Below are 19,308 nucleotides of genomic sequence, written 5' to 3'. Positions count from 1 at the left end.
CCGGCGCACCGGGGAAGGGGCCCTCCTGCTGTCGCGGGGCCCGCACCGGTGCCCAGGGGCACGCACCGGCAGCCCGGTGCCGGCCTCAGAAGTCGCCCTCGGCCACCTGGAAGACGGTGAGGCCGAGGGCGCGCCACATCCGCACCACCTGCTGACGGTCGTCGAAGACACCGACCACCCGGTAGCGCTCGGCGATCCCGCGCTCGTAGATCTCCCGCTTGACCACGGAGTCCCTGCGGCTGTCGCCGACGGCCCGCAGGTGCAGCCCGAGGTAGGGGACGCGGACGTGCCGGGCCAGCCACGCCTCGGTGGCGGCGCGGGCGGTGGCGTCCCGGCCCGAGCAGAACACCACCCCGTACCCGGCGGCGTGCATCGCCCGGACCGCCGCGATCACGGCCGGGTTCGGCTCGTCCTCGCCGACCCGGGTCATGTCGTACGGGCTGCGCGAGACGTTCAGCGCGACCGTGCCGTCGATGTCGACCAGCACGATCTCCGGCGGCTCGGTCGACGGGGCGTGCACCGTGGCGGGCCGCCCCGTGCGGGCCTGCGGCACGGGCAGCGGCAGCGTACGACCCTCCAGGTAGCGCTCGTGCAGCCGGCGGATCCACGCCTCGCCGACCCGGTCGGCCTCGGGGCGGGCCGCGTCGCGGCGCAGGCACTCCGCCAGCGGCACGTCGGTGAAGTCGTGCACCTCGAAATCGGCGCCGTGCCGCGCCGCCAGGTCCGCCCAGTCGCGCAGGGTCCGCGAGCGCAGGTTGGTGTCGTCGACGCAGACGTCGGCCCGGGCCCGCAGCAGCGCCTCGACCTGTGCCCGCTGCGCGACGGTGACCTGCCACTCCGCCCACTGGGTGAACAGCCGCTCGCCGTGCAGCATCCGGCGCAGGTCGTCCCGGTTGATCCGCACCACGGACGGCTGGAGCGTCCGGGCGAACGTGGTCTTGCCGGAGGCGGGCAGCCCCCGGGTGGCGATCAGGCGGGCCATCGGCTCCTCCGGGTCGGACGTCGTCGGTGGTCCCTCCGCCACCCGGGCCGTGCCCCGCACGGGGCACGTCCGGACGGCGGCCGTGCCGGGGTGAATGCCCGGCCACGCGGCGGGAATGCGGGAGGTGCGGCGTGCGTTGTCGATGCCGGACCAGCCGTACGGCCCGACTGCCGGGTCGGCGCGCGCCCATGGCACACTGGTCAATCGGCCACCGGTTCCGGTTCACGCCCGAGCCCGTCGCGCACGCGCGACGGACAACCGACGGCGACCCGGCGACCACCCACGAGAGGACCGAGGCGAGATGAAGTCCAACATCCACCCGGAGTACGTGACCACCGAGGTCAGCTGCTCCTGCGGCAACACGTTCACCACCCGCAGCACCGCCAAGGGCGGCTCGATCCACGTCGAGACCTGCAGCGCCTGCCACCCGTTCTACACCGGCAAGCAGCGCGTCCTGGACACCGCGGGCCGGGTGGCGAAGTTCCAGCAGAAGTACGCCAAGGTTCAGGCCAAGAAGGCCAAGTAGCTCCTCGTTCGGCGCCCGCGCCCGGTCTCGTGCCGGACGCGGGCGTCGTCCGTATTCCCCCGGTCCCGCCCACGTCGTCGAAGGAGCCTCCCCCGCATGAGCAGCGAGCGTCTGGCCGCCCTCCTCGACGAGTACGCCGAGCTGGAGAAGCGGCTGGCGGATCCGGCCATCCACGCCGACCAGGGCGCCGCCCGCCGGATCGGCCGCCGGTACGCCGAACTCGTGCCGCTGCACAAGGCGGCCGGGGAGCTGGAGCAGGCCCGCGCCGACCTGGCCGCCGCCCGCGAGCTGGTGGCCGAGGACGCGTCCTTCGCCGCCGAGGCGGAGTCGATCGCGGCGAGCCTGCCGGCGCTGGAGGAACGGCTGGCGGAGCTGCTGATCCCGCGCGACCCGCACGACGCCAAGGACGTGATCGTCGAGATCAAGGCGGGCGAGGGCGGCGAGGAGTCCGCCCTGTTCGCCGGCGACCTGCTGCGGATGTACACGCGCTACGCCGAGCGGCGTGGCTGGCTCACCGAGGTGCTCGACGCCCAGGACTCGGACCTGGGCGGGGTGAAGGACGTCTCGCTGGCGATCAAGACCAAGGGCGTGCCCGAGGGCGGCAACGGCGTCTGGTCCCGGCTCAAGTGGGAGGGCGGCGTGCACCGGGTGCAGCGCGTACCGGTCACCGAGTCGCAGGGCCGCATCCACACGAGCGCCGCCGGCGTGCTGGTGCTCCCGGAGGCCGAGGACGTCGACGTCACCATCGACCCGAACGAGCTGCGGATCGACGTGTTCCGCTCGTCGGGGCCGGGCGGTCAGTCGGTGAACACCACCGACTCGGCGGTCCGGATCACGCACGTCCCGACCGGCATCGTGGTCTCCTGCCAGAACGAGAAGTCCCAGTTGCAGAACCGGGAGCAGGCGATGCGGATCCTGCGCGCCCGGCTCCTGGCGGCGGCCCAGGAGCAGGCCGACGCGGCCGCCTCGGACGCCCGCAAGGCGCAGGTGCGCACCGTGGACCGCTCCGAGCGGATCCGCACCTACAACTACCCGCAGAACCGGATCACCGACCATCGGATCGGCTACACCGCGTACAACCTGGACCTGGCGCTCGCCGGCGACCTGGACGGGGTCCTCGACGCCCTCGCCGAGGCCGACCGCGCCGCCCGCCTGGCCGGCGACACCGAGCTGACCCGCCGCTGACCCCGCGCGCCACGGCGCGCGGTCAGGAGGCGCGGGGGCGGGTCTTCGCGCGGAGCATCTCGCGGTCGGCGGCCTCGAACGCGGTGCCGAGGGCGTCGCGCAGGCCCGGGTCGGTGGCGCCCACCTCGGCGAAGCCGACGCTGACCCCGACCGGGGTGCCGGGCACCAGCGACTCCCAGTCCTCCGTGCGCACCGCCGCGTCGATGCGGCGGCCCACCTCGGCCGCCTCGGCCATCCCGGCGCCGGGCAGCACCACCACGAACTCGTCCCCGCCGTAGCGGGCCACGAAGTCGCCCCGGCGCATCACCCGGTTGATCACCCCGGCGACGCGCTGGAGCACCAGGTCGCCGGAGTGGTGCCCGTGCCGGGTGTTCACGGCCTTGAAGCCGTCCAGGTCGCAGACGCCGATCACCACCCGGTCGCCGTGGGCGACCACGGTGGCGATGTAGCGCTCCAGCCGCCGCCGGTTGGGCAGCCCGGTCAGCGGGTCGGTCAACGCCTCGCCCTCGAAACGGGCCGCCTCCCGGCGCATCTCCTCGTGGTCGATGCGGGCGGCGATGCCGTCGATGTAGACGTCCCGGAGCCGGTCGTTGCGCTGGGCGGCCAGCCGGAACGCCAGCCGGTCGGCCCGGTGCGCCCCGGCGTGGTCGCCGGCGCGGGCCAGGGCGATGCTGCGCAGCCGGGCCGGTTCGGCCGCGCCCAGGGTCTCGGTCGAGACCTGGACGGTGTCCAGCCGGGCGACGGCCTCGATCGGCCGTCCCTCGGCGACGGCCAGGCAGACCTGGCCGAGCTGGCGCATGTCGCGGGCGCGGGCGCTGTCGCCGCCGTGGCCGAGCAGCCGGGCGGGGGCGGCCTCCGTGTCGACGTCCAGCCGGTCGCCGAGGGCGGCCCGGCGGGCGGCGGCGTAGCCGTACGCGGCCAGGCTGCTCGGGCGCAGCCTGCCGGCCCGCCCGCTGCGCAGGAACCGGTCGAGGTCGGCGGCGACGTCCCGCAGCACCCGCAGGCAGCCGTCGCTGTCGCCGTTGTGGTCCAGTGCCACCGCGTTGCGCAGCCGGATGCCGGGGGCGGCGAAGGTCTCCTCGGGGATGTCGGCGGCGCCGCCCAGCTGGCGGGCGCGTTCGATGGCGCCGAGAGCGTAGCCGTGGAAGCTGAGGTACGAGTAGGCCATTGCCAGGTCGTGCCAGCCCCACGCGGTGTCCCGGTCCGGGTCCGCCACCGCGCCCAGCGCCCGGGCCGCCTTCACGAGGTGGGTGACGCAGCGGTCCGGTGCGCCCTGGTGGTGCGCGGCGAGGGCGGCCAGCGCGTTGAGGTGCCCGAGCAGGTAGGGCTCGGCGAGGTCGCGGGCGGCGGTGGAGGCCTCCTCGACGGCCCGGGTGTACTCCGCCGTGCGGCCCAGGTTGATCACCGCGGAGAGGCGCTGGACCAGGGCGTCGGCGCGCGCGTACGGGTCGGTGGTGGTGGCGGCGACCCGGTCGAGGATCGCGTACGCCTCGGCGGAGCGGCTGGACTCCTGGAGGGCCCGCGCGCGCGTCAGGGCGTCAACCTGGTCGGTGACCCGGTCGAGCCAACCCACCGCGACCTCCTGTCGGTGTGCGTCCGGACGCATCCGCTCGTGATGTCCAGCGCGACGCCCCATGATTATCTCGTGACCACCGTGCCGCAACACCCGTCCGAAGGGACGAGACGGCAGCGACCTTCCGTGGCGTTGGCCCGCGCGTCCCGGGCCCTCGCCGACGCCGGGATCGCCTCCGCCCGGGCCGAGGCGGAGCAGTTGGCCGCGTACGTGCTGGCGGTGCCCCGGGGCCGGCTGGCGCTGGCCGACGACCTCACCGCCGAGCAGCTCGACCGCCTCGACGCGCTGGTCGCGCGGCGCGCCGGACGGGAGCCGTTGCAGCACCTGACGGGCAGCGCGGGCTTCCGGCACCTGGAGCTGGCCGTCGGGCCGGGCGTCTTCGTGCCCAGGCCGGAGACGGAGCTGCTCGCCGGCTGGGGAATCGCGCAGGGCCGACGGCTGGGCGCCGGACTGGTGGTGGACCTGTGCAGCGGCTCGGGGGCGATCGCCCTCTCGGTCGCCCAGGAACTGCCGACGGCCCGGGTGGTGGCGGTGGAACGGTCGGCGGCGGCGCTGCCCTGGCTGCGGCGCAACGCGGCGGCCCGGGCCGCCGCCGGGGACCGGCCGATCGAGGTGGTGGCGGCCGACGTCACCGCCGCCGACCTGCTCGCCGACCTGGTGGGCCGCGTCGACGTGCTGCTGTGCAACCCGCCGTACGTGCCGTCGGACGTCGCCGTACCCCCGGAGGTGGGCCGGCACGACCCGGCGGACGCGGTCTTCGGCGGCACGGACGGCCTGGCGGTGATCCGCCCGGTCCTCGCCCGGGCGGCGGCGCTGTTGCGTCCGGGCGGGGTGCTCGGCGTCGAGCACGACGACACGCACGCCACGGCGGTGTCCGACCTGCTCGCCGCGGACGGCCGGTTCGAGGCGGTCGCCGACCATCCGGACCTGACCGGGCGTCCCCGCTTCGCGACCGCGTCCCGCCGGGCGGACGGCCAGCACGCCCCCGCCGGGGCGACGTGGCAGACTGACTCCTCGTGATGCTCTACGACTGCCGGTCGCCCGCCGACCGGGACCGCGGCATCGCCGCTGCCATCGAGGCGGTCAAGAACGGCGAGCTGGTCGTCCTGCCGACCGACACGGTCTACGGGATCGGCGCGGACGCGTTCACCCCCTACGCGGTCACGGCCCTGCTGGACGCCAAGGGCGGCCGTCAGGTGCCGCCACCGGTGCTGATCGGCTCCCGGCACACCCTCGACGGCCTGGTCTACTCGCTGCCCCAGGCGGCCCGGGACCTCGTCGAGGCGTTCTGGCCCGGGGCGTTGACCATCATCGTGACGCACTCGCCCAGCCTGCGCTGGGACCTCGGCGACTCCTCGCAGACGGTGGCGGTGCGGATGCCGCTGCATCCGGTGGCGCTGGAGGTGCTGCGCGAGACCGGCCCGATGGCGGTCGCCTCGGCCAACAAGACCGGCCAGCCGGCGGCGCTCACCGCCGAGGAGGCCCGCGACCAGCTCTCCTACTCGGTGCGGGCCTACCTGGAGGCCGGGCCCTGCCCGGAACCGGTGCCGAGCACGATCGTGGACCTGACCGGTGAGGTGCCGCAGGTCATGCGCCAGGGCGCCGTCGGGCTGGAGAAGTTGCGCGACGTGGTGCCCGACATCCTCGTGAACCAGGGGGTCTGAGTGCCTCCGTTCACCGTGCTGCACGTGTGCATGGGCAACATCTGCCGGTCCCCGATGGCCGAGCGGCTGCTGGCCCTCGCCGTCCGGGAACGGCTGGCCCGCCGCGACGTCGACCCGGGGCGTGCCGACGAGCTGCTGCACAGCCACAGCGCCGGCACCGGCGGCTGGCACGCCGGTGAGGAGATGAACCCGCCGGCGTCGCGCCAGGTGACCTCGCGGGGCGGCAGCGCCGACGGCTTCGCCGCGCGCAAGCTGCGGTCGGACCACATCGACGCCGCCGACCTCGTCCTCACCGCCACCGCCGACCAGCAGGACTACGTGGTGGCGTTGCGCCCCGACGCCGCGTCGCGCACGTTCGTGCTGGGCGAGTTCGGCCGGCTGCTCGCCGGGGTGGACGCCGCCGGGCTGCCGGCGGCCGAGGCGACCCCCGAGGGGGTGTACGCGCGCGGCGTGGCCCTGGTGGAGGCCGCCCACGCCGCCCGCCTGGGCGCCGGCACGCTGCCCACGGACGATCTCGACGACCCGTGGGGCCGCGGCGACCAGTGCTTCAGCCGGGTCGCCGACGAGATCGAGGAGACCGTCCACCCCCTCGCCGCCGTGCTCCTGCCGTAACCCGCCCGGGGTACCCCCGCGCGTGAGTTTCCTGCGGGTTTGGGGGAAAGGGACGGTCAAGAGGGACTTTCAGGTCATTCTGGGTGGGTCCTGACCGGCTCCTGCGGGGAGAGCTGATGACCCGGGCACGCCTCGACAAACTGTTCACCGTGCTGATCGCCGGCGTGCTGGCCGGCCTGGTGCTGGCGGTGGCGGCCCTGCCGGCCGCGCTGGTCTTCGGGATCGGGTTCTCGGCGCTCGCCGGGCCGTACTCGGAACTGCCGAACACGCTGCGCACGCCGCCCACCGCCCAGCGCTCGAACCTCTACGCCAACGACGGCACCACCCTGATCACCTCCTTCTACCAGGAGGACCGGGTGGACGTGCCGCTGACCGAGGTGGCGCCGGTGATGCGGCAGGCGATCATCGCGGCCGAGGACACCCGGTTCCACGAGCACAGCGGGGTCGACCTGCGCGGCGTGGTGCGGGCCTTCACGGTCAACCAACGCGACGGGACGACGAGGCAGGGCGCGTCCACGCTGACCATGCAGTACGTCCGCAACGTGCTCAGCAACGATCCGCGGCTGAGCGAGCGGCAGCGCGCCGCCGCCACCGAGCTGACCACCGCGCGCAAGATCCAGGAGATGCGGTACGCGCTGGCGTTGGAGCGGGAGCTCACCAAGGACGAGATCCTCGCCCGCTACCTCAACATCGCCTACTTCGGCGCGGGCGCGTACGGGGTGGCCGCCGCCAGCAGACGCTACTTCTCCAAGCCGCCGGCGGAGCTCACCCTGGCCGAGGCGGCGCTGCTGGCCGGGCTGGTCCGCTCCCCGCACACCGACGATCCGATCAACGGCGACGCGGACGCGGCGCTCGCCCGCCGGGGGTACGTGCTGGACCGGCTGGTGGAGTCCGGGCAGGTCGACGCGGAGGCGGCGGCCCGGGCCGGGGCGGAGCAGTTGAGGCTGCGGCCCAGCCAGACGCCGAACGACTGCACGGCGGTGCCGGCGGAGCACAACGACTGGGGCTTCTTCTGCGACTGGTTCACCCGGTGGTGGAACGACCAGCCGGCGTTCGGCGCGACGGTCGACGAGCGGCAGCTCACGCTGCGCCGGGGCGGCTTCTCCATCGTCTCCTCGCTCGACCCGGCGGTGCAGCGCGCGGCCACCGAGCAGGTCCGCCGCGTCTACCCGGTCCAGGACCGGCGGGCGGCGCCGACGGCGGTGGTCCAGCCGGGTACGGGCCGGGTGCTCGCGATGGCGGTGAACCGGAACTACGGCGTGGCCGCCAACCCGGACGGGCAGAAGAACCACCCGAACACCGTCAACCAACTGGTCGCCGGGGGCGGAGCCATCGAGGGCTACCAGGCCGGTTCCACGTTCAAGCTCTTCACGATGCTGGCCGCGCTGGAGTCCGGGCTGCCGCTGGCCACGGAGTTCGACGCGCCGGAGCGGATCGTGACGGACTACTCGGTGACGGAGGCGACGGCGAGCTGCGACGGGTACTGGTGCCCGCGCAACGCCAGCGCCTCCATGGACGGCCGGCACACCATGTGGACCGCCTTCGGCGAGTCGGTCAACACGTACTTCGCCTGGTTGACCGGGCGGGTCGGTGCGGACCGGGTGGTGGAGATGGCCGAGCGGCTCGGCATCGTCTTCCGCTCCGAGGACGACGCGCGGCTGGCCCGCCACGGTGCGCGCGAGTGGGGTCCGTTCACCCTCGGCGTCTCCGCCACCACCCCCCTCGACCTGGCCGGCGCGTACGCCGCGGTGGCGGCCGAGGGCTCGTGGTGCGCGCCGCTGCCGGTCGTCTCGATCGCCGACGGCGCCGGCCGACCGGTGGCCGCCGCGCGGCCGGACTGCCGCCAGGTGGTCGACGCGGACGTGGCCCGGGCGGCGGCCGACGCGGCCCGCTGCCCCGTGGGCGACCAGTCGATGTACCAGGAGTGCAGCGTCGGCACCGCCGAGGGGCTGCGCCAGCAGCTCGGCCGGCCGGTGGCGGGCAAGACGGGCAGCTCGGACGGGTACGCGACGGAGACCGTGGTCGCCTTCACCCCGCAGCTCGCGGTCGCCTCGATCGCCGCCAACCCCGACGACCCGCGCGACGCGGTCGGTCAGCGGGTGCAGCGGCAGCTGGTCGAGGCGGTGGGGGAGGTGCTCGCCTTCGCGCTGCGCGACGAGCCGGTGCGCGACTTCGTGCCGCCCGGTGAGGCGACCGCCTTCCAGCTCACCGGCTCCCGCGGCGGCAACTGAGCCCGCGGCGACGGCCGAGCCCGCGCCGCCGACGACCGGACCCGGGCCCGGCGCAGGCGGCGGCTCAGCGGCGCAGGAACGGGGCGAGGGGCCGGCGGGCCGACTGCTCGGCCTGGCGGGCGATGTTGCGGGCCATTCCGCCGAAGACCACCGCGTGGAAGGGCGCCACCGCACCCCAGTACGCGTGCCCGGGCAGCCCGCGCGGCAGGAACACCGCCCGCTGCTGGTAGCGGCTTCTCTCCCCGTTCACCCGGACCACGCGCATCTCCAGCCAGGCCCGGCCCGGCAGGCGCATCTCGGCGCGCAGCCGCAGCAGCTCGCCGGGCACGATCTCCTCCACCCGCCAGAAGTCCAGCGCCTCGCCGACCTGGAGGTGGTGCGGGTCGCGCCGGCCGCGGCGCAGCCCCACGCCGCCGATCAGCCGGTCCAGCCAGCCCCGCACGGACCAGGCCAGCGGGAACGAGTACCAGCCGTGCTCGCCGCCGACGCCCTCGACGACCCGCCACAGGTCCTCCGGCGGGGCGTGCACGGCCCGCTCGCGGACGTCGGTGTAGGCGGTCCCGCCGGACCACTCCGGGTCGCTGGGCAGCGGTTCGGCCGGCGCGTCGGGCCCGCTCGCGGTCGACCAGCGGGTCTCCACCTCGCCGTCGCGCACCTTCGTCAGGGCCGCCGCGACCGCCTGGTCGAAGCCCGTCAGCCCCTCCGGCGGGTCGGGGACGTACGTCGCGATGTCGTGCTCGTGGGCGACGGCCTCGTGCACCAGGCTCTCCACCAGCGGCCGGGCGATCGCGTTCGGCACCGGCGTGACGAGCCCGACCCAGTGCGAGGAGAGCGAGGGCGTCAGCGGCCGCACCGGCACGATGGCCCGCCGGCGCAGCCCGGCCACCCGCGCGTACCGCTGCATCATCTCCTCGAAGGTGAGGATGTCCGGCCCGCCGATGTCGAACGCGCGGTTGACCTCCGGCGGCAGGTCGGCGCAGCCGGTCAGGTAGCGCAGCACGTCCCGGACGGCGATCGGCTGGATCCGGTTGCGGACCCAGCGCGGGGTGACCATGGCCGGCAGCCGCTCGGTCAGGTAGCGCAGCATCTCGAACGACGCCGACCCGGAGCCGATGATCACCGCGGCCCGAAGCACCGCCGTCGGCACCCCGCTGTCGAGCAGGATCCGCCCGACCTCGGCCCGGGAGCGCAGGTGCGCCGACGGGACCTCCCGGTCCGCCGCCGGCTCCGGCCCGCCGAGGTAGACGATCCGGCGTACGCCGGCGGCCCGCGCGGCCTCGGCGAACCCGGTGGCGGCCTCCCGGTCGGCGGCCTCGAAGCCGGCCTGCCCGAGCGAGTGCACCAGGTAGTAGGCGACGTCCACGCCCGCGAACGCGGCGGGCAGCGTCTCCGGTCTGCGCAGGTCGCCCTCGGCGATCTCGGTCCGCGTCGCCCACGGCACGTCCCGCAGCCGTCCCGCCTTGCGGGCCAGGCAGCGCACCGTGTGCCCCTCGGCCAGCAGTCGGGGCGCCAGCCGCCCGCCGATGTAACCCGTCGCTCCGGTGACCAGGCATCTCACGGTCTCCAGTGTGCGGCCCAATAGACTCTGGCGCTGTGGCTACTGAGACGAGCACCTTCTGGGGGCCGGACTTCGCGCAGCTCCACAGGACCGACCCGGAGATCGCCGCGGTGGTGCTCGGCGAGCTGGACCGGCTCCGGGGCGGGCTGCAGCTGATCGCCAGCGAGAACCTGACCTCGCCGGCGGTGCTGGCCGCGCTCGGCTCCACCCTGACCAACAAGTACGCCGAGGGCTACCCGGGGCGGCGCTACTACGGCGGCTGCGCCGAGGTCGACCGGGCCGAGGAGATCGGCATCGCCCGGGCGAAGGAGCTCTTCGGCGCGGAGCACGCCAACCTCCAGCCGCACTCGGGGGCGAGCGCCAACCTGGCCGCGTACGCCGCGCTGGTGCAGCCGGGGGACACGGTGCTCGCGATGGACCTGCCGCACGGCGGCCACCTCACCCACGGCAGCCGGGTCAACTTCTCCGGCAAGTGGTTCCACACCGTCGGCTACACCGTCCGGCGCGACACCGAGCTCATCGACTACGACGAGGTACGCGACCTCGCCCTCGCGCACCGCCCCAAGATGATCATCTGTGGCGCGACCGCGTACCCGCGGCTGATCGACTTCGCGCGGTTCCGCGAGATCGCCGACGAGGTCGGGGCGTACCTCATGGTCGACGCCGCCCACTTCATCGGGCTGGTCGCCGGGAAGGCCGTCCCGTCGCCGGTGCCGCACGCCGACGTCGTCTGCCTCACCACGCACAAGGTGCTGCGAGGCCCGCGCGGCGGCATGATCCTCTGCCGTGGGTCGCTGGCCCAGCGCATCGACAAGGCGGTCTTCCCGTTCACCCAGGGCGGTCCGCTGATGCACGCCGTCGCCGCCAAGGCGGTCGCGCTGCACGAGGCCGCCCAGCCCGAGTTCCGGGCCTACGCCGAGCGGGTGGTGGCCAACGCGCGGGCGCTCGCCGCCGGGCTGGCCGACGAGGGGATGCGCCCGGTCTCGGGGGGCACCGACACGCACCTCGCCCTGATCGACCTGCGCGAGGTCGGGGTGACCGGCGCGGACGCCGAGGCGCGCTGCGACGCCGCCACCATCACCCTGAACAAGAACGCGATCCCGTACGACCCGCAGAAGCCGATGGTCGCCTCGGGCATCCGGGTGGGCACGCCGAGCGTCACCACCCAGGGCATGCGCGAGCCGGAGATGCGCCAGGTCGCCGCGCTGATCGCCCGCGCCGTGCGCACCGATCCCGCCGCTCCCGGGGGCGCCGACACCCTCGCCGGGATCGCCGGCGAGGTCGCCGAACTGGCCGCCGCCTTCCCGGCGTACCCCCGATGAGCGAGCCGCGCGCGGGCGAGCCCGGCGCCATCCGGGCCCGGCTGCCGCACCTCCGCCTGCCGCTGCTGGCCTGCGCGGTGCTCGCGCTGGTCGCGGTGCCGGCCGCGGCGGTGCTGCGCGGCGGCACCGGGGCGGCGGGCGTGGCCGCCGGGATCGCGCTGGTCGTCGTCAGCTACCTGGTCTCCGGCGTCTCGGTGGCCTGGGCCGACGCCGTCAATCCACGGATGATCATGTCGGTGGGGCTGGTCACCTACGCCACGAAGATCGTGGTGCTCGGGGTGGCGATGGCCGCCGTGGCGGCCACCGGCTGGCCCGGCCTGCCCGACATGGGGGTGGCGATCATCGCGGCCGTGGTGGTCTGGACCGGCGCCCACCTCACCTGGGCCCTGCGCTCGCCACTGCCCACATTCGAGCGACGCGGTGAGTGAGCGTTCTGTCGGATCCGTGTCCGGCATTTCGGGCTGCCGCCGCGGGCCGCACGGGAGTAACCTGACCAACGACTTTCGCGCCCGCACCACGGCCCGCACGCTGTCCGCAGTGTGGGGGGTGCCGCACACTCCGGCGCGTGCCTGCTGATATTGTTCGCCACGTCATGGCCGAAGACCCACACCCCCGCAGGTCCGACGACCCTTCGTCGGAAGGCGCGGCAGGGGCCGTTCTGGGCTACCTACTCGCCGGCATCGTGGTGTGGGGCTTCCTCGGGTGGTTGGCGGAGCGCTTTCTCGATCTGCGAACCGGCGTCGGGGTCGCCCTCGGCATGATCTTCGGCGCGGCCGGAGCGATTTACCTGATCATGAAGAGGCTCAGTGCTTGAGTGCCAGCACGCCCGGGTCTGTCGAGTGCGGAGGATGACACGGTGAGTGGACAGCTCGTCGCCGCCGAGGGGCTTCCCTGGCCCCCCAGCGTCGGAGATTTCTACCCGCCGGACGTGGCTGGCCCCTGGGTCACCAAGTTCGGGATCATGATCTGGCTCGCGGTCGCGCTGCTGATCGTCTTCTTCATGCTCGCCTACCGGAAGCCCAAGCTGGTCCCCGGCAAGGCCCAGTGGTACGCCGAGTCGGTCTACGGCCTGGTCCGGGACAACATCGCCCGCGAGCAGATGGGCAACGCGGGCATCCGCTTCGCGCCCTACTTCACGGTGCTGTTCAGCTTCATCGTGCTGACCAACCTGTTCGCCATCGTGCCCGGGTTGCAGATCTCGCCGAACTCGCACATCGCGTTCCCCATCGTGCTCGCCGCGGTCTCCTACGTGATGTACCTCTACATCGGCGCCCGCAAGCACGGCCTCGGCAAGTACCTCAAGATGAGCCTGATCATCCCGAACGTGCCGTGGCCCATGCACATCCTGCTGATCCCGATCGAGTTCATGCAGACGTTCATCGTCCGGCCCGTCACGCTGGCGCTGCGGCTCTTCGCCAACCTGTTCGCCGGCCACCTGCTGCTGCTGGTCTTCACCATCGGCGGCTTCGTGATGCTCAACTCGAGCAGCCTGTTCATCCAGGTGACCTCGGTCTTCTCCTTCCTGATGGCGATCGTGATGGCCTTCTTCGAGGTGCTGGTCGCCGTGCTGCAGGCCTACGTCTTCGTCACGCTGAGCGCGAACTACATCGGAAGTTCGCTCGCCGACGAGCACTGATCGGGCTCGGCGGGCCACCCGGCCCGACCAAGCTTCTGGTACCGACCCGCGTACGCGTGAGACCTCACGCGTCGAACAGGAGGAATACCCGCAATGACTGTTCTTGCCGAGATCGGCGGTAGCGTCAACACCATCGGCTACGGCCTCGCCGCCATCGGCCCCGGTATCGGTGTCGCCCTGGTCTTCGCGGCCTACATCCAGTCGAGCGCGCGCCAGCCGGAGTCCGCCGGCTACAACCGCACCTGGCTGATCCTGGGCTTCGCCCTGGTCGAGGCGCTCGCGCTCTTCGGCCTGGTGCTCGCCTTCGCTGTCGGCGGCTGACGAGAGCTTTCTTCCGACCCGGAGGTCTGACATGTTCATCGCCGCAGAAGGTGTGGAGCACAACCCGATCCTGCCCATCTGGCAGGAGATGGTCGTCGGGACCATCGCCTTCGCCCTGCTCTGCTTCGTCCTGCTGAAGTTCGTCATGCCCCGCATGGAGGCGATGTACCAGGCGCGGGTCGACGCCATCGAGGGCGGGCTCAAGCGGGCCGAGGCCGCTCAGGCCGAGGCCAACCAGGTGCTCGAGCAGTACCGGGCCCAGCTCGCCGAGGTGCGCACCGAGGCGGCCCGGATCCGGGACGACGCCCGGGCCGACGCCGAGGGCATCCGCCAGGACATCCTCGCCAAGGCGCGCGAGGAGTCCGAACGGATCGTCGCCGCCGGCAAGGAGCAGCTCGCCGCCGAGCGCGCCACCATCGTGCGCGAGCTGCGCACCGAGGTCGGCACCCTCGCGGTCGACCTGGCCAGCAAGATCGTCGGGGAGTCGCTCGCCGACGAGGCGCGTCGCAAGGGCACCGTCGACCGGTTCCTGAGCAACCTCGAGAGCGCGGGGGCCCGCTGATGCAGGCCGCCAGCCGGGAGTCGTACAAGGTCGCGGTCGAGCACCTCGACGCGTACGTCCGCGGCGCGGAGCCGTCGGCGGTGGCCACCACCGCCGGCGACATCCTCTCCGTCGCCGACCTGCTGCGGCGCGAACCGCGGCTGCGCCGCGCGCTCTCCGACCCGGCCCGTTCCGGGGCCGACCGTGCCGGGCTGCTCGGCGAGGTGCTGCGCGGCAAGGTCGGCGCCGAGGCGCTGGACCTGGTCGCCTCCCTGGTCGCCGGCCGCTGGTCGGTGCCGTCGGAGCTGCTCGGCGCCACCGAGCAGCTGGGCATCGACGCGCTCCTGGCGAGTGCCGACTCCGCCGGCGACCTGGGCGAGGTGGAGGACGAGCTGTTCCGCTTCGGGCAGGTCGTCGCCGGTTCGCCGCAGCTGTCCAGCGCGCTCTCCGACTCGGGCGTTCCCGCCGAGAGGCGGGCCACGCTGGTCGACCAGCTGCTCGCCGGCAAGACCCGGCCGATCACCGGCTACCTCATCGGGGTCGCGCTCGCCGGTTTCGGTGGACGCAACCTCTCCGGTGCGCTCAGCCGGCTGGTCGAGCTGGCCGCCGAGCGGCGGGACCGGCAGGTGGCGTACGTGACCGCCGCGGCCCCGTTGAGTGAAGAGGAGGAGCGCCGGTTGGGCGCCAGCCTCTCCGCGATATACGGTCGAGAGGTTTCCGTCAAGCAGACGGTGGACCCCTCGGTTCTCGGTGGCGTGAGCGTACGGGTCGGCTCCGACCTGTACGACGGCACCGTCCTGCGCCGCCTCAACGAGAGCCGCAACGCGCTCGCGAAGCGCTGAGGCGGCAGCGCCGCCCAGTGCCTGTGACATAGACGCCATTCGGACCGGTCGGTACTAGGTATCCCGGGCCCCTGATACTTAAGGAAGCAGAGGATGGCCGAGCTGACCATCTCGACGGAGGAGATCCGCGGCGCCCTGGAGCGCTACGTCTCCTCCTACTCGTCCGAACTCTCCCGCGAGGAGGTCGGCACCGTCGCCGACACCGGCGACGGCATCGCCCACGTCGAGGGCCTCCCCTCGACCATGACCAACGAGCTCCTGGAGTTCGAGGACGGCACGCTGGGTGTGGCGCTGAACCTCGACGTCCGGGAGATCGGTGTCGTCGTTCTCGGTGACTCCGCCAAGCTCGAAGAGGGGCAGCGCGTCAAGCGCACCGGCCGGGTGCTCTCCGTGCCGGTCGGCGACGCCTTCCTCGGCCGCGTGGTCAACGCGCTCGGCCAGCCGATCGACGGGCTCGGCGACATCGCCAACGAGGGCTTCCGCGAGCTGGAGCTCCAGGCCCCGAACGTGATGGCCCGGCAGTCGGTCGACGAGCCGCTGCAGACCGGCCTCAAGGCCGTCGACGCCATGACCCCGATCGGCCGTGGCCAGCGTCAGCTGATCATCGGCGACCGGAAGACCGGCAAGACCACCGTCGCGCTGGACACCATCCTCAACCAGCGGGACAATTGGCGCTCCGGCGACCCGAAGAAGCAGGTCCGCTGCATCTACGTCGCCATCGGCCAGAAGGCCTCCACGATCGCCTCGATCAAGGGCATCCTGGAGGAGGCGGGCGCGATGGAGTACACCACCATCGTCGCCTCCCCGGCCTCCGACCCGGCCGGCTTCAAGTACCTCGCCCCCTACACCGGCTCGTCCATCGGGCAGCACTGGATGTACGGCGGCAAGCACGTCCTGATCGTCTTCGACGACCTGAGCAAGCAGGCCGAGGCGTACCGCGCCGTGTCCCTGCTGCTGCGCCGCCCGCCGGGCCGCGAGGCGTACCCGGGTGACGTCTTCTACCTGCACTCCCGCCTGCTGGAGCGCTGCGCGAAGCTCTCCGACGAGATGGGCGGCGGCTCGATGACCGGCCTGCCGATCATCGAGACGAAGGCCAACGACATCTCGGCCTTCATCCCGACCAACGTCATCTCCATCACCGACGGCCAGATCTTCCTGGAGACCGACCTGTTCAACCAGGGCGTCCGGCCGGCCATCAACGTCGGCACCTCGGTCTCCCGGGTCGGTGGCGCCGCGCAGGTGAAGCCGATGAAGAAGGTCGCCGGCTCGCTGCGGCTCAACCTGGCCCAGTTCCGCGAGCTGGAGGCGTTCGCCGCCTTCGCCTCCGACCTGGACAAGACCTCCCGCGCCCAGCTGGACCGCGGTTCCCGCCTGGTGGAGCTGCTCAAGCAGGCGAACTACTCGCCGTACCCGGTGCAGGAGCAGGTCGTCTCGGTCTGGGCCGGCACCGAGGGCAAGCTGGACGACGTCCCGGTCGGCGAGATCCGTCGCTTCGAGTCGGAGTTCCTGCAGTACCTCCGGCACAAGCACGAGGGTGTCCTGGCGAGCATCGCCGACCACCAGTGGAACGACGACATCATCAACTCCCTGGACTCCGCCATCGCCGAGTTCAAGCAGGTCTTCCTCGGCAAGGAGGACGAGCGGCGGATCAACGACGCGCCGGCCGCGCCGCTCGAGGGCGAGCAGGACCGCGAGACGGTGAGCCGCTTCCGTGACGGCACGGGCGACCGCCCGGCCGAGAAGCGGTAAGGGCTGATTCATGGCGGCCCAGGTTCGCGTTCTTCGCCAACGGATCCGCTCGGCGAAGGGGATGAAGAAGATCACCAAGGCGATGGAGCTCGTGGCGACGAGCCGGATCGCCAAGGCACAGGCCCGGGTGGAGGCGTCCCTGCCGTACGCCCAGGCGGTCACCGGCGTGCTCACGGCGCTGGCGTCCAACGCGCGGATCGACCACCCGCTGCTCACCCCGCGCGAGCGGGTGCGGCGGGCGGGCGTCCTGCTGGTCACCTCCGACCGCGGCCTCGCCGGCGGCTACAGCTCCAACGCCATCAGGATGGCCGAGTCGCTGATCGCCCGGCTGCGGGCCGACGGCAAGGAGCCGGTGCTCTACGTCATCGGGCGCAAGGGCGTCGGGTTCTTCCGGTTCCGCGACCGGCCGATCGAGGCCAACTGGACCGGATTCTCGGAGCAGCCGACCTTCGCCGACGCCCGCGCCGTGGGTGAGACGCTGATCAAGGCGTTCACCGCCGGTGCGGACGACGTCGACGGCGGTGCCGGGGCGGACGGGGTGCTCGGCGTGGACGAGCTGCACATCGTCTACACCGAGTTCCACTCCCTGATGACCCAGACCCCGGTCACCCGGATCATGGGCCCCATGCAGGTGGAGGACCGGCCGCGCTCCGAGGGCGCGCTGCCGGCCTACGAGTTCGAGCCGGACGCGGAGGCGCTGCTCGACGCGCTGCTGCCGAAGTACATCAACACGCGGATCTACGCGGCGTTGCTGGAGTCGGCGGCGAGCGAGTCGGCGGCCCGTCGGCGGGCGATGAAGAGCGCCACCGACAACGCCGAAGAGATGATCGAGAAGTACACGCGTGAGATGAACTCGGCCCGCCAGGCCGGGATCACCCAGGAGATCAGTGAGATCGTCGGCGGCGCGAACGCGCTCGCCGCGTCGGGAAGTGAAGTGTGATGACTGCCCCAGTAGAGACCAAGACGGCCACGGGTCGCGTGGTCCGGGTCATCGGCCCGGTCGTCGACGCCGAGTTCCCGCGCGACGCCATGCCGGCCCTGTTCAACGCCCTGCACGTCAACGTGACGCTCTCCGGCGGCGAGAAGACGCTGACCCTGGAGGTCGCCCAGCACCTGGGTGACAACATGGTCCGCGCCATCTCGATGCAGCCGACCGACGGTCTGGTCCGCGGCACCGACGTGCGCGACACCGGCTCGCCGATCACCGTTCCGGTGGGCGACACGGTCAAGGGCCACGTGTTCAACGCGATCGGCGAGTGTCTCAACCTCACCGAGGGCGAGACGCTCCAGCCCGACGACCACTGGGGCATCCATCGCAAGGCCCCGGCCTTCGCGGACCTGGAGCCGAAGACCGAGATGCTGGAGACCGGCATCAAGGTCATCGACCTGCTCGCCCCGTACGTCAAGGGCGGCAAGATCGGCCTGTTCGGCGGTGCCGGCGTGGGCAAGACGGTGCTCATCCAGGAGATGATCACCCGTGTCGCCCGGAACTTCGGTGGTACCTCGGTCTTCGCCGGCGTGGGGGAGCGCACCCGTGAGGGCAACGACCTCATCGCCGAGATGACCGAGTCCGGCGTCATCGACAAGACCGCGCTGGTCTACGGCCAGATGGACGAGCCGCCGGGCACCCGGCTGCGGGTCGCCCTGTCGGCGCTGACCATGGCGGAGTACTTCCGCGACGTCAAGAAGCAGGAGGTGCTGCTCTTCATCGACAACATCTTCCGCTTCACCCAGGCCGGCTCGGAGGTCTCCACGCTGCTCGGCCGGATGCCGAGCGCGGTGGGCTACCAGCCGACCCTGGCCGACGAGATGGGCGAGCTCCAGGAGCGGATCACCTCCGTCCGGGGCCAGGCCATCACCTCGATGCAGGCGATCTACGTGCCGGCGGACGACTACACCGACCCCGCCCCGGCCACCACGTTCGCCCACCTCGACGCGACCACCAACCTGGAGCGGTCGATCTCCGACAAGGGCATCTACCCGGCCGTGGACCCGCTGGCGTCCTCGTCCCGGATCCTCGCCCCGGAGTTCGTCGGCGCCGAGCACTTCGCGGTGGCGACCGAGGTGAAGCGGATCCTGCAGAAGTACAAGGACCTGCAGGACATCATCGCCATCCTCGGTATCGAGGAGCTCTCCGAGGAAGACAAGATCACCGTGCAGCGCGCGCGGCGGATCGAGCGCTTCCTGTCGCAGAACACCTACGCGGCGGAGCAGTTCACCGGTGTGCCGGGCTCGACGGTTCCGATCGAGGAGACCATCGAGGCATTCAAGAAGATCAGCGAGGGCGAGTACGACCACTTCCCCGAGCAGGCCTTCTTCATGTGCGGTGGCCTGGAGGACCTGGAGCGCAAGGCTGCGGAGCTGATGAAGAGCTGACCTGTCAGCCCTGAACGGAAAAGGCCGCCCCGGCAACGCCGGGGCGGCCTTTCGTCCGTCTTCGGGTGTCGAAGATCGCCGCTGCCCGGTTCCGCGTGGTCGGTGATCATGCCGTACCCGAGGTACCGTCGATCCGCCCACTCACGTGGGCGTCGATCCGCAACGGATCGGCTGCGTGCGCCCGTCTCCT

Annotated in this window: 19 protein-coding genes; 16 read left to right on the top strand and 3 right to left on the bottom strand. The window is 72.6% G+C overall.

Annotated elements, in window-relative coordinates; genetic code table 11:
* Positions 1 to 85 precede the first annotated feature (85 nt).
* Positions 86 to 982, bottom strand: coding sequence for a phosphatase domain-containing protein (locus V6U77_RS08015; protein WP_442934397.1), 897 nt, complete (start codon positions 980 to 982; stop codon positions 86 to 88).
* 301 nt (positions 983 to 1,283) lie between these two features.
* Between V6U77_RS08015 and rpmE the strand changes: the two genes are divergently transcribed.
* Positions 1,284 to 1,508, top strand: coding sequence for a 50S ribosomal protein L31 (rpmE, locus tag V6U77_RS08010; protein ID WP_088998650.1), 225 nt, complete (start codon positions 1,284 to 1,286; stop codon positions 1,506 to 1,508).
* Between the two features lie 96 nt (positions 1,509 to 1,604).
* Entirely contained in the window at positions 1,605 to 2,693 is a 1,089-nt protein-coding gene (prfA, locus tag V6U77_RS08005; protein WP_334605579.1) for a peptide chain release factor 1, read from the top strand.
* A 22-nt stretch (positions 2,694 to 2,715) separates the two neighbouring features.
* Here prfA and V6U77_RS08000 read toward each other — a convergent pair whose 3' ends face one another.
* Entirely contained in the window at positions 2,716 to 4,266 is a 1,551-nt protein-coding gene (locus tag V6U77_RS08000; RefSeq protein ID WP_334605615.1) for a GGDEF domain-containing protein, read from the bottom strand.
* Between the two features lie 81 nt (positions 4,267 to 4,347).
* Here V6U77_RS08000 and prmC point away from each other — a divergent pair, with 81 nt between their 5' ends.
* From prmC to V6U77_RS07980, 4 genes are all read left to right on the top strand, one after another.
* Positions 4,348 to 5,286: a peptide chain release factor N(5)-glutamine methyltransferase gene (gene prmC / locus V6U77_RS07995; RefSeq protein ID WP_442934396.1), complete on the top strand. Its 939-nt coding sequence runs from the start codon at positions 4,348 to 4,350 to the stop codon at positions 5,284 to 5,286.
* Positions 5,286 to 5,930, top strand: coding sequence for an L-threonylcarbamoyladenylate synthase (locus V6U77_RS07990; RefSeq protein ID WP_334605614.1), 645 nt, complete (start codon positions 5,286 to 5,288; stop codon positions 5,928 to 5,930). The genes prmC and V6U77_RS07990 overlap by 1 nt, the downstream gene beginning before the upstream one ends.
* Complete coding sequence (locus V6U77_RS07985) at positions 5,931 to 6,542, top strand: arsenate reductase/protein-tyrosine-phosphatase family protein (RefSeq protein WP_334605576.1); 612 nt, start codon at positions 5,931 to 5,933, stop codon at positions 6,540 to 6,542.
* A gap of 116 nt (positions 6,543 to 6,658) precedes the next feature.
* Positions 6,659 to 8,773, top strand: a complete 2,115-nt coding sequence (locus V6U77_RS07980) for a transglycosylase domain-containing protein (protein WP_334605575.1) — start codon at positions 6,659 to 6,661, stop codon at positions 8,771 to 8,773.
* A 64-nt stretch (positions 8,774 to 8,837) separates the two neighbouring features.
* On the opposite strand, the gene V6U77_RS07975 is transcribed toward V6U77_RS07980, so the two are convergent.
* Entirely contained in the window at positions 8,838 to 10,331 is a 1,494-nt protein-coding gene (locus tag V6U77_RS07975) for an SDR family oxidoreductase (RefSeq protein WP_334605574.1), read from the bottom strand.
* Positions 10,332 to 10,366: 35 nt separating this feature from the next.
* On the opposite strand from V6U77_RS07975, the gene glyA reads away from it, so the two are divergent.
* The 10 genes from glyA to atpD all read left to right on the top strand — a co-directional run bounded on the left by glyA (position 10,367) and on the right by atpD (position 19,118).
* Complete coding sequence (gene glyA / locus V6U77_RS07970) at positions 10,367 to 11,653, top strand: serine hydroxymethyltransferase (protein ID WP_334605572.1); 1,287 nt, start codon at positions 10,367 to 10,369, stop codon at positions 11,651 to 11,653.
* Positions 11,650 to 12,081, top strand: a complete 432-nt coding sequence (locus tag V6U77_RS07965) for a hypothetical protein (RefSeq protein ID WP_334605571.1) — start codon at positions 11,650 to 11,652, stop codon at positions 12,079 to 12,081. The genes glyA and V6U77_RS07965 overlap by 4 nt, the downstream gene beginning before the upstream one ends.
* Positions 12,082 to 12,245: 164 nt before the next feature.
* On the top strand, positions 12,246 to 12,467 hold the full coding sequence (locus V6U77_RS07960) for a hypothetical protein (RefSeq protein WP_132231195.1): 222 nt from the start codon (positions 12,246 to 12,248) through the stop codon (positions 12,465 to 12,467).
* Entirely contained in the window at positions 12,468 to 13,289 is an 822-nt protein-coding gene (gene atpB / locus V6U77_RS07955; protein ID WP_334605570.1) for a F0F1 ATP synthase subunit A, read from the top strand.
* A gap of 93 nt (positions 13,290 to 13,382) precedes the next feature.
* On the top strand, positions 13,383 to 13,610 hold the full coding sequence (gene atpE / locus V6U77_RS07950; RefSeq protein ID WP_088998660.1) for an ATP synthase F0 subunit C: 228 nt from the start codon (positions 13,383 to 13,385) through the stop codon (positions 13,608 to 13,610).
* A gap of 31 nt (positions 13,611 to 13,641) precedes the next feature.
* Positions 13,642 to 14,172 carry a F0F1 ATP synthase subunit B gene (locus V6U77_RS07945; RefSeq protein ID WP_334605569.1) on the top strand — a complete coding sequence of 177 codons (531 nt, stop codon included), beginning with the start codon at positions 13,642 to 13,644 and terminating at the stop codon, positions 14,170 to 14,172.
* Complete coding sequence (locus tag V6U77_RS07940) at positions 14,172 to 14,993, top strand: F0F1 ATP synthase subunit delta (protein WP_334605568.1); 822 nt, start codon at positions 14,172 to 14,174, stop codon at positions 14,991 to 14,993. Before V6U77_RS07945 ends, V6U77_RS07940 begins: the two co-directional genes overlap by 1 nt.
* A 93-nt stretch (positions 14,994 to 15,086) precedes the next feature.
* The gene (atpA, locus tag V6U77_RS07935) at positions 15,087 to 16,742 is read left to right on the top strand and encodes a F0F1 ATP synthase subunit alpha (protein ID WP_334605566.1); all 1,656 of its coding nucleotides are present in this window, start codon (positions 15,087 to 15,089) and stop codon (positions 16,740 to 16,742) included.
* Between the two features lie 10 nt (positions 16,743 to 16,752).
* A complete protein-coding gene (locus V6U77_RS07930) occupies positions 16,753 to 17,682 on the top strand; it encodes a F0F1 ATP synthase subunit gamma (RefSeq protein ID WP_334564291.1) in 930 nt (309 codons plus the stop codon).
* Complete coding sequence (gene atpD, locus V6U77_RS07925; RefSeq protein ID WP_334605565.1) at positions 17,682 to 19,118, top strand: F0F1 ATP synthase subunit beta; 1,437 nt, start codon at positions 17,682 to 17,684, stop codon at positions 19,116 to 19,118. The genes V6U77_RS07930 and atpD overlap by 1 nt, the downstream gene beginning before the upstream one ends.
* Positions 19,119 to 19,308: the final 190 nt, after the last annotated feature.

The sequence above is a fragment of the Micromonospora sp. CPCC 205546 genome, assembly GCF_036902715.1.
Lineage (GTDB): Bacteria > Actinomycetota > Actinomycetes > Mycobacteriales > Micromonosporaceae > Micromonospora.
This window is presented reverse-complemented; position numbering and strand designations above follow the sequence as displayed.